Annotated in this window: 11 protein-coding genes; all 11 read right to left on the reverse strand. The window is 58.9% G+C overall.

Going from position 1 to position 11,772, the window contains the following annotated elements; all coding sequences use genetic code 11:
- Position 1 precedes the first annotated feature (1 nt).
- On the reverse strand, positions 2-1,873 hold the full coding sequence (locus ACRTGH_RS02535) for a glucose PTS transporter subunit IIA (RefSeq protein WP_368847036.1): 1,872 nt from the start codon (positions 1,871-1,873) through the stop codon (positions 2-4).
- A 285-nt stretch (positions 1,874-2,158) separates the two neighbouring features.
- Positions 2,159-2,347, reverse strand: a complete 189-nt coding sequence (locus ACRTGH_RS02540) for a hypothetical protein (protein WP_368847035.1) — start codon at positions 2,345-2,347, stop codon at positions 2,159-2,161.
- A gap of 69 nt (positions 2,348-2,416) precedes the next feature.
- Positions 2,417-3,259 (reverse strand): PD-(D/E)XK nuclease family transposase, encoded by an 843-nt coding sequence (locus ACRTGH_RS02545; protein WP_368847034.1) that lies wholly within the window; start codon positions 3,257-3,259, stop codon positions 2,417-2,419.
- Between the two features lie 179 nt (positions 3,260-3,438).
- Positions 3,439-4,554: a cell division protein FtsZ gene (gene ftsZ, locus ACRTGH_RS02550; protein ID WP_368847033.1), complete on the reverse strand. Its 1,116-nt coding sequence runs from the start codon at positions 4,552-4,554 to the stop codon at positions 3,439-3,441.
- Between the two features lie 224 nt (positions 4,555-4,778).
- Positions 4,779-5,114: a small basic family protein gene (locus ACRTGH_RS02555; RefSeq protein WP_368847032.1), complete on the reverse strand. Its 336-nt coding sequence runs from the start codon at positions 5,112-5,114 to the stop codon at positions 4,779-4,781.
- Positions 5,111-5,809, reverse strand: coding sequence for a DUF881 domain-containing protein (locus ACRTGH_RS02560; protein ID WP_368847031.1), 699 nt, complete (start codon positions 5,807-5,809; stop codon positions 5,111-5,113). Before ACRTGH_RS02560 ends, ACRTGH_RS02555 begins: the two co-directional genes overlap by 4 nt.
- 25 nt (positions 5,810-5,834) lie before the next feature.
- Entirely contained in the window at positions 5,835-6,605 is a 771-nt protein-coding gene (locus tag ACRTGH_RS02565) for a cell division protein FtsQ/DivIB (protein ID WP_368847030.1), read from the reverse strand.
- Positions 6,606-6,831: 226 nt separating this feature from the next.
- The gene (locus ACRTGH_RS02570) at positions 6,832-7,773 is read right to left on the reverse strand and encodes a D-alanine--D-alanine ligase family protein (RefSeq protein ID WP_368847029.1); all 942 of its coding nucleotides are present in this window, start codon (positions 7,771-7,773) and stop codon (positions 6,832-6,834) included.
- Positions 7,770-9,155, reverse strand: a complete 1,386-nt coding sequence (gene murC / locus ACRTGH_RS02575; protein WP_368847028.1) for a UDP-N-acetylmuramate--L-alanine ligase — start codon at positions 9,153-9,155, stop codon at positions 7,770-7,772. The genes ACRTGH_RS02570 and murC overlap by 4 nt, the downstream gene beginning before the upstream one ends.
- A gap of 51 nt (positions 9,156-9,206) precedes the next feature.
- Entirely contained in the window at positions 9,207-10,316 is a 1,110-nt protein-coding gene (gene murG, locus ACRTGH_RS02580) for an undecaprenyldiphospho-muramoylpentapeptide beta-N-acetylglucosaminyltransferase (RefSeq protein ID WP_368847027.1), read from the reverse strand.
- A gap of 72 nt (positions 10,317-10,388) precedes the next feature.
- Positions 10,389-11,759, reverse strand: a complete 1,371-nt coding sequence (gene murD, locus ACRTGH_RS02585) for a UDP-N-acetylmuramoyl-L-alanine--D-glutamate ligase (RefSeq protein ID WP_368847140.1) — start codon at positions 11,757-11,759, stop codon at positions 10,389-10,391.
- Positions 11,760-11,772: the final 13 nt, after the last annotated feature.

Genomic DNA, 11,772 nt, shown 5'->3' on the forward strand with positions numbered 1-11,772 from the left:
TTCACTCCTTCGGGTCAAAGAGCGTGTAGGTCAGACCGAAAGCGATGCCGAAACCAATGGCATTGACAATCAGGTATTCGACGAGGCGATCCATGTAGAGCAGCGTGCCCGGCAAGACCGTCACGCCCATGCCCGTGCCCGCGAGGTGCATGATGCCCGATGCCGCGCCAGCGCAGGCACCGCCCACAAGAGCATAGAGGAACGGTTTCATAAAGCGCAGGTTGATACCAAAGATGGCCGGCTCCGTAATGCCCAAAAATGCCGGAATTGCCGAAGAGATGTAGAGAGCGCGCTTCTTCTTGTTCTTCGTGCGTGCCGCCACGGCAACGGCAGCGCCGCCCTGCGCGATGATCGCGCCCGTGATGATCGCATTGAAGGCGTCGCGCCCCGTTGAAGCCAGCAGTTGGATCTCGAGCGCATTGAACACATGGTGTATGCCGCTGACGACGATGACCTGATGCAGTCCGCCGACGATGAAGCCGCCGGTACCGAACGGCAGTTCAAGGAACGCGCGCACAGCGCCGAACACAGCAAGTTCCAGCGTGTGCATGATGGGACCGACGACGAGAAGGCCCACGAGCATGCAGGAAAAGAGCGTGAGGAACGGCGTGAAGATGAGGTCAACGACATCGGGAATGAACCTCTTGAGCCATGCCTCAACCTTCGCGGCAAGAATGCCGAGAACGAGCGCCGGCAGAACCGAGCCTTGGTAGCCGACGACGGGAATCGCAAGCCCGAGGAGTTCGAGCCGAATCGGTTCCGCCGTACCGCCCGCAATCGCATAGGCATTCGGCAGCTGCGGCGCAACGAGCATGAGCCCCAGGACAATACCGATGACAGGCGTGCCGCCGAATTTCTTCATCGTCGACCAGCAGACGAGCGCCGGCAGGAAAGCAAACGCCGTATCCGTCAGGATCTGGCTCATGAGCACGAGGTTGTCACTCATCTCGACGCCGAGGTTCTGGAGCATGCCGCGCAGCCCCATGAAAAGACCGGTAGCAACGAGCACAGGAATGATCGGCACGAAGACGTCGCCGAACGTGCGCGAGATTTTCTGCGCCGTCGTCATCTGCTCGTATGCAGCTTCCTTGTTGGAGCCGCCCGCGAGCGCGGGATTCATGCCGACGAGCACATCGTAGACCTTGTTGACGAAGCCCGTGCCGAGAATGATCTGGTACTGTGCAGCCGCGAAGAACTGCCCCTTGACGCCGTCGATGTTCTCGACCGCCTTGTCCTCGATCTTATCCTTGTCGTTCAAGATCAGCCGCAGACGCGTCGCACAGTGCTCGGCGGAGCGGATGTTCGCCATGCCGCCGATGTGGTCGAGAATCTCTCGCGCCACACGCTCCTCAGCGCTCATCGAGGCGTAAGCAGGATTCGGTCCTGCCGCAGCCGGCGCAGGCGCTGCCGCCTCACTTGCCTCTTCCGCGCCTTCGCCCGGCGAGGCGACTTTCTGCTCACCGAGCGAGAGCGTAATCGTGCCGTAGTCCGCCGCATTCGTCACGACGACGGGCGTCGTCGTATCGTAACCGGCCGCGCGGATTGCCGCCTCGTCAAACTCGATGAGGAGATCGCCCTTCTTGATCTGCGCCCCCTGTTCCACATGCGCCGTGAAGTGCTTTCCTTCAAGATTCACCGTGTCAAGACCGACATGAACGAGCAGATCGACGCCGTCCGACGAGTGAAGCCCGATTGCGTGCTTCGTCGGAAAGAGCACCGTGACCTCGCCGTCGAACGGAGCGCGAACCTTGCCCTGCGGATTTTTCACCGCTGCGCCGCGTCCCATGGCCTCGCTGGCGAACGCAGGATCGTTGACCTCCTTGAGAGCGATGAGCTCGCCCTCCAAGGGGCTTTCCAACAATAATTCCGCCATTCCCATTCCCCTTTCTCTGCGAAGCATTGATAATTTCAGCCCCGCCGTCTCGACACAAAAAGCATGAAACGCCTGCTGCCAAGCCGGAGAGCTTCATTTTATCAGTGTTTCCTGTGAAATCGGTCTCATAACTCCATTCTTATCTTACCCCGTACAAGAATTATTGTCAATAGATTAGAAAGAACTTTCGCTTACTATCTATCGAAAAGAGTTTTCCCACGCCTTTGACGCATACGCCGCTATGTTATATTACCCGGAAGAAACATCGAACCGGCCTTGAAAGCTTCAGCACGCCGCCAGAAGAGCGCTCCGAAGTCGCGCACCCAAGACCCGCCTCGCCCTCGTCGCTCCCGGACGCTTCACCCCCACCATTTTACCTACAGACCAGACGGCTGCATATAGAGCGAAGAGCCACTGCACAGCAACTGCCGTACAGTGGCTCTTCGCCTCGTCCAACCGTTTCATTTCCATCATCGGGACGGCCACCTCGACACCGCTTTCCGGTCACACACCGTCTCCTTGCAGCTTCCCCGCTTTACACCTTCAAAGCATCGCCTTATACCGTTCCTGCTCCGCTTTCGGAATCGCCAGTGCATCCATCGCTTTTTCCGCCGTCAACTGCAAGTTAGCCATAAGGCTGCGAATAGAAAAAATACGCTCCGTTTCCTTGCCACGCTCCATGCCACGCTCCATGCCGCGCTCCATACCACGCCTCTCAGCCTCATTTGTAAGCATTTCCATCGCCCTGCACATCACCGCCACCCCTTTCTCATTTTCCTTAAAGTAGCGCACACGTTCTGCCAATACAGCATAATACATATCCGCTGCTTGCGTACAGCGAAAATCGTGCATCAGTTTTCCCAACGGCGTATCTTGTCCTGCCATCGAACTATTGATATAAATGATATGCGATCCATCGCAAAAAGTTTTATTGCTGCCTTCAATCATGCGCCGAACCATATACATCGGCTGCCCATCACCAAGCACATCCGTCTCTGTGATAAAGATTACATAAGACTCCGGCAGATTTTCATAGTCTTCACCCGCCAAAAGTACATTGGCATCCATAATGCTGCTATGATACCTCGCTCTACGCTCTGCCGCACCCTTTTCTGCACGCTGGATCTCGATATTGAATTCCTTTCCATCAGCAAACGCATGAATATCCAAGCGCACACTGCGTCCCTGAAGATTTTTCAGCGTATCCTGCGTAATCGCCTTTGTCGCCTTAATATTCGGCTTGTTCAGAATAATTTGCAGAACCAAATCCACACATTCCAAGCTGTCTTGAAAAACCACCGTCATGAAATCATCATCCAGCAATCGAAATCCTGCCAGCACCGTCAGAAACTTTTGCCGCCACTCTTCTTTCTCATCCCAATCCATAAGCTTTCCCCCGTCTTATTTCCTCCATTATACTATGAAGCCCTTCCTCTTTACAAGCAAGCCCGGAACGCTTGGCAAAAGCTGTGCGGCGTACACAGCATGATCATGCAGTCAAACAAAAAAACAGGCGCCTTCACCGAAAAGGGGAGGACGCCTGTTTGCAATATTCGTTATTTCCCTCAGTCGCGCTTCTTGTTCATCCAGACGGGGATGTCGAAGTTGCTGAAGCTCGGGGCTTTCGGCATCGGGGTGTCGGGCTGGGGGGCGACGGGGCCTGCGCCGGGCTGACCGGGCTTGGCTGGAGCCGCAGCGGCGGGGCGTTGGATACCAATGGCATCGGTATCGAAGCCTGTCGCTATGACGGTGACGCGCACCGTTTCCCCGAGGGTATCGTCCAGCGAGGCGCCGAAGATGATGTTCGCGTCGACGTTGACAGCCTCCTGGATCGTGGAGGAGGCTTCGTTAACCTCGTACATGCTGAGGTTTTCCGCCGAACTCGAGATGTTGAGGAGCACGCCGTGTGCCCCCTCGATGCTCGTCTCAAGGAGCGGCGACTCGATGGCAAACTTGGCCGCAGCCACAGCGGCATTCTCTCCTGTAGCCTCGCCGATGCCCATGAGAGCCGAACCGGCGTTGCTCATGATGGACTTCACATCAGCAAAATCGAGGTTGATGAGTCCCGGCACGGCGATGAGATCAGAGATGCCCTTGACGCCTTGGCGCAGGATATCGTCGGCAAAGCTGAAGGCGTCCATGATGGAAGTCTTCTTGTCGACGACCTGCAGAAGCCGGTCGTTCGGAATCGTGATGATCGTATCGACATGCTGCTGGAGCTTCGAAATGCCCGCCTCGGCTTTCTTTTGGCGCAGACGCCCCTCAAAGCCGAAGGGACGCGTCACAACGCCAACGGTCAAGGCGCCGATTTCCCTCGCGCACTCGGCAACGACGGGGGCAGCGCCCGTGCCTGTGCCGCCGCCCATGCCGGCGGTGACAAAGACCATATCCGCGCCCTGGAGGGACTGGATAATGTCGTCGCGGCTCTCCTCAGCCGCCTGCTCGCCAATCTCGGGGCGTGCGCCCGCGCCTAGGCCGCGCGTAAGCTTCTCGCCGATCTGTATGCGCTTCGGCGCCATCGCGTGCAAAAGCGCCTGTGCATCCGTATTGACAGCGATGAACTCCACCCCCTGGAGCCCCGCTGAAATCATGCGGTTCACGGCATTGCTGCCGCCGCCGCCCACGCCAATGACCTTGATCTTGGCAAATTGGTCGTAACCCATATCATCCAATTCTATCACTATAGCAACCCCCATATTACAGTATGGTCCGTCATCCCGACCACCCTTTGCGGCAGAGAGACTGGTATTCGCAAAAGCCATATCGCCAAAACCGCGATTCATGACCGCCCAAGCGGCGCATAAACCAAGGTTCTCAGATATTTTATCATTATTTTAATTGTTGCGCCATAAAAAAATTATGAAAATAGTCGCTTTTCCTATCTTTTTTCTTTCCCAGGAGCCATTCAGCCCTTCTTTGCAAAAAAATGGCGGCGCAGAATCGCCAGGTTCTGGAAAATGCGCAGGCCGAAGGCCAGGAGCGCCACATAGTAGAGGTCGATGCCGAGGCGATCGCCGATGTAGACGAGGAAAGCGGCCATGAGCGCGTTCATGAAAAAGCCCGAGATGAATACGGCGTTGTCAAAATGATTTTCCGAAGCTGCCCGAAGGCCGCCGAACACGGAGTCGAGCGAGGCCAGCAATGCAACAGAGGAGAGCTTTGCATAGGCAAACGGCACTGTCAGCGGCGAGAGCATACCGACGGCAATGCCGAGAACGAGACCGAGAACCGGCAGGATCATGATGCATCCCCCTTTTCTTCCGAAAGAGATTCGATTGCCTGCGCGTACTTGAACGAGGCCGCCCCCTTGTAACTGGGAACCTCGACGCGCTCCTCTTTCTTCACATCGATCTGTATGCCCCAGACCTTCAGTGTATCCTCGACGCCGCCGCGCATCTTGATCGATTTTTCGAGGCTCTCGGGATCGCCGATCGCCCGAATCTTATACGGCGGCGCCGAGCGCACATTATTGACGGAAAGCGTCGGACCCGCACAGCGGATCTCAGAGGTGCCCGTAAGGCGCTGCCCGTTGATGGAGATGGCTTCCGCGCCTGCGGCGCGCAGTTCGTTGATGACGCGCAGCAAATCGTCGTCATGGATGAGGTAGAGGTTCGGATTCTCACCGGCCTTCGATGTCGCCTTGCTGTCGTCGAGCGTCACCGTGACCCCCGGACCGGCCAGCGGCGTGAAGCCGCCCTTCATGCGCAGATAATCGTTGCTCGGACCATCCGGCTGTTCTTTCGCGCCCTTGAGCTCTTCCTGCAGTCGGTCGCGCTCCTTCTCCGTCTCGATGAGACGGGCGGCAAGCTCCTCGACGCGCTGCTGCGAGACGGACTGGCGCATGTCCTCCGTCGCGCGGAACTGCACGGCCAGCATGAAGCCGAGCACCATGCAGACACAAGCGATCGACCAGCGTCCCTGCTTGAAATTGATCATAAAGATGAACACCTCTTGCGATAAATTATTGCTTGATTTTGATAAAGGGTGCGGTGAACTTGAAATCGACATACTCGACGGGGCGTTTCGTCACTTCGAGGTCGACGATGAAGCTGTCGGTCAGATGCGCTTTTTCCTCAAGTCTCTCGAGGCGGCCGAGACGGATCTGCACGCCGCCTGTCGTATAGGCCATGACGTCGTTCGGGTTCTTCAGCGACACTTCCGAAATCTGCCCGTTCGTTTCGGGCTTCATGGCGTAGAGATAGACGAGCGCTGCCTTGAGATTTTCGTCGGTGGTCGTATCCCCGATGTAGATATCCGTGAGCTTGATGCCTGTAATCATAGGGATGGACATTTTCTTCAGCGTCTTATAGGCGTCGATGACCGTGCCCTCACGGTCGAGGTCTACGTAGCCGAAATCGCAGTCGACTGTCGCCACAGGACGGCGCTCCGTCACCTGGATTTCCAGCGTCGAGGGCAGGGAACGACGCACGACGGCCTGCTCCACGCGCAGATCTTTCATCAAAAGCTGTGCCATCTCCGCCGTACGCACCTGAAAGAGCGGCACGCCGGGATAGACGCCGGCAACGCGGCAAATATCTTCCTTCGGCATATAGTGGTTGCCCAGGACGCGAACCTCACGCACAGAAAAAAGCGGCGAGTAGACAACGACGCCGAGGACGATGCCGGAGCACACCAGGAAAAGGAAGCCCTTTAGAACACGGCGCGGACTTCTGCGGCGCACGACGACCTGCGATTCATACGTCTCCGGCTCTGTCGGCCTGTCTGCTCCCATCGCTGTCGCCTCCTTTCGCCCTGTGCCTTATTATACCACGTTTTTTCCCCGCCGCGCGCTTTTCCGTCTTTTTTATAGGAAGCGCTGATAAAATGAAGCCGCCCAGATTTGCACAGATGCGCTGTACCTATCAAGGAGACAAACCGGGGGCGCAGCAATGCTACGTCGAGGATTTGTCGACGACGAGAGGACAGCGCAGATGTGTGAAGATGGGTGCCTGAATTTATCAGTGATTCCTATATCCCGCCATTTCCAGCAGACGCTCACAGAGCTCGGGAAAGGCAACTCCCATGGCACGGCCGGCGTCCGGCACGAGCGAAGTCTCCGTCATGCCCGGCATGGAATTGATTTCGATGACATACGGCGTCATATCCTCCGCCAGCATCATATCGGCACGGGCGACGCCGCGGCAGCCGCAGGCGCGGAAGGCTGCGACGGCGAGTTCCTGCACGCGCTTTGTCACTTCCGGCGGAATTTCAGCGGGAACGATATGTGTCGAGGCGCCTTTCGTGTACTTACTCGCATAGTCGTAGCGTCCCGAAACCGTCGTGATCTCGATGACGGGGAACGCCTCCGCCTTTTCCTCATTGCCCCAAACGGCGACGGTCAGCTCCCGTCCCCGGATAAATTCCTCTACAAGAATCGTGTCATCGTAGCGAAACGCATCGGAAAGAGCCGCAGCCAGCTCCGCCTCTTTCTCCACGATGACGACGCCGATGCTCGATCCCTGCGACGAAGCCTTGACGACGACGGGCAGGGAGAAGTCGGCGAGGATCCGCGCTTCCAGTCCTGCCTCGCGCTCGAAGCGATGAAACGTCGCCGAACGCGGCGTCGAAATTCCTGCGCCTAAAAAGACACGCTTGGACAGCACCTTGTCCATCGTGACGGCAGCCGCGAGAACGCCCGATCCCGTATAGGGTATGCCGAGCATATCGAGCGTTCCCTGTAAGACCCCATCCTCCCCATACTTGCCATGCAGAGCGTTGAACACAATGCTGCAGCCGCTCTTTTGAATGGCCTCGGGAAAATGCGGCGGATCAAGCTCCATGGGCTCAGCCGCATATCCCTTTTCCTGCAGCGCATCGACAATGGCCCTGCCCGTGCGGCGCGAGACTTCCGCCTCCGTCGAGGGGCCGCCCATGACGACGACGATCTTTTCCTGCCTCATTGCTTCGTTTCCCTCTCTTCCAAAAGCGCCACGAGCTCCTCGCCCGTCTTCCAGATATCGCCCGCCCCCATCGTGAGGATGATGTCGCCCGGCTGCGCCAATGCGGCGAGATGAGCTGCGACCGCTTCCCGCGCAGGGATATAGGTGACGTCCTGCCCTGTCGCGGCGCGAACCGCATCGAGTATCGTACGCCCCGAAATGCCGGGCAGCGGCGTCTCTCCCGCCGCATAAACATCCGTCAAGACGAGGATGTCCGCCTCACGGAAAGCGCCGCCGAATTCATTGGCGAGCAGCTTCGTCCGCGAATAACGGTGCGGCTGGAAAGCACAGATGATGCGGCGCGGTTTTGTCTGGCGCGCCGCAACGAGCGTCGTCTCGATTTCCGTCGGATGATGCGCGTAATCGTCTACGACCCAGATATCCCGGATGCGCCCTTTCGTCTGGAAGCGGCGTTTAGCCCCATGGAAGAGAGCCAGTCCCTGCGCCATTTGCGGCACCGTAAGGCCGATGGAAAGTCCCGTGACGATGGTGGCCAGCGCGTCGAGCACGTTGTGGCGGCCGGGAAGATTGAGCCGCACGCGGCCGAGGTCATCCGCTCCATGCAGCACGGAAAAATCCACACCCGCGCCGTGCATCTCGAGCTTGCCCGCACGGTAGTCAGCCGGATGATCGATGGCGTAGGAAATATATTTCACATCGAGTTTCTCAGCCATTTCACGCACATTTTCGTTGTCGAAACAAAGGATGGCATGGCCGCCCGGCTTGATGCTGCCGACGAACTCGCGGAACGCCTTGCAGATGTTGTCGAGCGTGCCGTAGTGATCGAGATGATCGTCCTCGATGTTCGTGACGACGGCGATATGCGGGCGAAGCTTCAGGAAGGAGCCGTCGCTCTCGTCCGCCTCGGAAACGAGGTAATCGCCCTTGCCAAGCTTCGCATTGCCGCCGAGGACATCGACCTCGCCGCCGATGATGATCGTCGGCGATATGCCCGCATGATCGAGCGCGACCCCCAGCATGGAAGTCGTCGTCGTCTTGCCGTGCGCCCCGGCGACGGCAATGCCTTTCGCCGCATTGAGGAGCGCCGCATTGATGTCGGAGCGATGAAAACGGCGGATGCCAAGGCGCGCGGCCTCGACAATTTCGGGGTTGTCTTCGGGAATGGCGCTGGAGACAACGATAGCCTCGGCGCCCCGGATGTTCTCCGCGCGGTGCCCCTTGTATATGGTCGCGCCAAGTTCCCGAAGCTGCTCGGTCAAAGGCGACGAGCCGAGATCCGAGCCGGTCACCCTGCAGCCCTTTGCGAGCAGGATATGCGCCAATGCGCTCATGCCCGCCCCGCCGATGCCGACAAAATGTATCTTATGGATGTCTTTCAGCAACAAATTCCCCTCCTGCTACTTTCCGGTCCGCTTCCTGCGTCCCGTGTCCTTCTATCGCTTCGCGAGCCCCAGCACCATGTCCGCAATATCGTCGGCCGCCTGAGGACGTCCGAGGGAACGGCTGCTTTGCGCCATGCGGCGGAGTACATCCTCTTCCTTCAGAAGTTCTCCGAGCAGCGCCGCAAGCGTTTCCGCTGTGAGATCGCGGTTCAATATGACGCGTGCCGCGCCCGCTTTTTCGAGGGCGCGCGCATTATGCTCCTGGTGGTTTTCCGCTGCAAACGGATACGGCACGAGAATCGCCGGCACGCCGCGCGCCGTCAGCTCGGCAAGCCCCGTCGCGCCTGCACGGAAAATGGCGAGATCCGCCATGGCCAAGGCTTCCGGCATATCGTAGAGGTACGGTTCCACCCGCAGATGCGGAAAACGCTCGAGATCGGCGCCCGCTTCCCGCAGCCGCCGCATGACGTCCTCGTACTCCCCCTTGCCCGTGACGAGCAGGTACTGCACCTGCGGATATTCCTGCGCCTGTTTCAGCACGCCGACCATGGCGCGATCGATGCTCCTCGCCCCGCGGCTGCCGCCTGAGACGAGCACCATGCGCCGCGCGGAATCGAAACCGAACTTTTCAAACGCCTTCTCACGGTTCGCCGTCATGACCTCGCGGCGGATCGGGTTGCCCGTGAACACCGTCTTTTCCCGCGGAAAATGTGCCAAGGCTTCTTCCATGCCGACCGCGATTCGCGTCACAAACTTCGCAAGGATCTTGTTCGTGACGCCGGGCACGACATTCTGCTCCTGGATCAGCGTCGGCACATGCGCGAAGCTCGCGGCCATGAGGATCGGCCCGCAGACATATCCGCCCGTGCCGATGACCGCATCCGGACGGAATCGGCGCACGATTGCCGCCGCTTCCGCGAGGCCGTGCACAGCGCGTCCGAGGCGCACGATGTTCGACGGCGAAAAGCCGCGCTTGAGCCCCTCGATGTCCACCGTTTCGAAAGGGATGCCCTCCTTCGGGATGATGTCGGCCTCCAGTCCCTTCTTCGTGCCGACGTAGAGGAATTCCGCCCCCTTTTCCTTCTCCGCTATCGCGCGCACCAGCGTCAGCGCGGGATATATATGGCCGCCCGTGCCGCCGCCCGATACGATGATCTTCATGCCTGACTGTCCCCTCCATGCCTTTTTCTGCCGCTTTTGTGCGCCTCTTTCCTGTCGCACAAAACCGACGGCTCATACAAGTCCATGCACCAGTTTTTTGAACACCTCTCCCCGCTCCTCGTAGCTGTCGAACATGTCGAAGCTCGCACAAGCCGGCGAGAGCAGCACGACGGCCGGCGGCTTTGCCAGGCGATAGGCGATGTCGACCGCCGTCTTCATCGAATAGGCCGCATCGTGAATATGTTCCGTCGGGAAACCTGCGGCGCATGCTTCCTTGTGAAAGCGCAGCGCCGCATCGCCGACGAGGATGAGTTCGTCGCAGCGCTCTTTCACGAGGTGCATGAACGCCCCGAGATCCGTCATCTTGTCGTCGCCGCCGGCGATGAGGATGATATGCGCCGGGAAAGTCTCCAAAGCCTTGATCGCGGAGTCCGTGTTCGTAGCCTTGGAATCATTGTACCAAGGGACGCCCGCGATGTCCACAACATACTCGATGCGATGCTCAACTCCCTTGAAGGAGCGAAGCACGCGGCGAATCGCCTCGGGAGCGACGCCCGCGAGATACGCCATCGCCGCCGCTGCAAGCGCGTTTTCCACATTGTGCGCTCCCTTGATGCCGAGCTCCGCCGTCGTGACGAGAGCGATCTCCGCGCCCCCATGACGCAGTGTGAGCATATCGCCCAAGAGCACCGCGCCCTCTTCCAGCGCTTCTTGCCGACTGAAGAAAAAAACGGGGCAGGCGGCGCGTTCCTTCATCGAGCGCGTCCTCTCGTCGTCATGGTTCAGGACGAGCCAGTCTCCCTCCGCCATCTCTCGGAAAAGACGCTCCTTCATCGCTTGATAAGTCTCCATCGAGCCATGGCGCGCCAGATGATCGGGCGTCACATTGAGGACGGCGGCAATCTTCGGGCGGAAATGCTCCGTCGCTTCCATCTGATAACTCGAGATCTCGGCGGCCAGCGCGCCGCCCGTGCCGATCTCGCAGGCGGCCTCGGAAAGCGGGTAGCCGATGTTTCCGCCGACGCGCGTCTTTTCTTTGCCAAATTTTTCCGCGAGCAGCAGTCCCAGGAGCGTCACGGTCGTCGTCTTGCCGTTCGTTCCCGTCACCGCATAAATCGGCGACTTTGCGAGGCTCGCCGCAAGCTCCACTTCGCTCGTCACGCGTATGCCCCGCTTCACGGCCTCCTGGGCAAGCGGTATGCGAAGGGGCACGGCGGGCGAGAGCACGACGAGATCCGTTCCGTCGAGAAGCGCCGCTTCCTGCGGACCGAAGGCCAGTGCAATGCCCGCCTCGCGCAGTCCCCCGAAATCGTACTTGAGAGCCTCCTCCGGCTTCGCATCCGAAAGGGTGACGACAGCACCGAGCCTTTTCAGAATCCTCGCCGCTGCAAAACCGCTGACGCCCGCCCCGATGACGAGCGCCTTTTTTCCTGCAAAATTCATATCGAGCCGCAAT

Source organism: Selenomonas oralis, assembly GCF_051603425.1.
GTDB lineage: Bacteria > Bacillota > Negativicutes > Selenomonadales > Selenomonadaceae > Selenomonas > Selenomonas sputigena_A.

Bases quoted from the DNA above. Each gene is read 5' to 3' on its own strand.
- ACRTGH_RS02535 (WP_368847036.1), bottom strand. From the start codon at position 1,873: ATGGCGGAATTATTGTTGGAAAGCCCCTTGGAGGGCGAGCTCATCGCT.
- ACRTGH_RS02570 (WP_368847029.1), bottom strand. From the start codon at position 7,773: ATGAGGCAGGAAAAGATCGTCGTCGTCATGGGCGGCCCCTCGACGGAG.
- murD (WP_368847140.1), bottom strand. From the start codon at position 11,759: ATGAATTTTGCAGGAAAAAAGGCGCTCGTCATCGGGGCGGGCGTCAGC.
- ACRTGH_RS02545 (WP_368847034.1), bottom strand. From the start codon at position 3,259: ATGGATTGGGATGAGAAAGAAGAGTGGCGGCAAAAGTTTCTGACGGTG.
- murG (WP_368847027.1), bottom strand. From the start codon at position 10,316: ATGAAGATCATCGTATCGGGCGGCGGCACGGGCGGCCATATATATCCC.
- ACRTGH_RS02560 (WP_368847031.1), bottom strand. From the start codon at position 5,809: ATGATCAATTTCAAGCAGGGACGCTGGTCGATCGCTTGTGTCTGCATG.
- ACRTGH_RS02555 (WP_368847032.1), bottom strand. From the start codon at position 5,114: ATGATCCTGCCGGTTCTCGGTCTCGTTCTCGGCATTGCCGTCGGTATG.
- ACRTGH_RS02540 (WP_368847035.1), bottom strand. From the start codon at position 2,347: ATGATGGAAATGAAACGGTTGGACGAGGCGAAGAGCCACTGTACGGCA.
- ACRTGH_RS02565 (WP_368847030.1), bottom strand. From the start codon at position 6,605: ATGGGAGCAGACAGGCCGACAGAGCCGGAGACGTATGAATCGCAGGTC.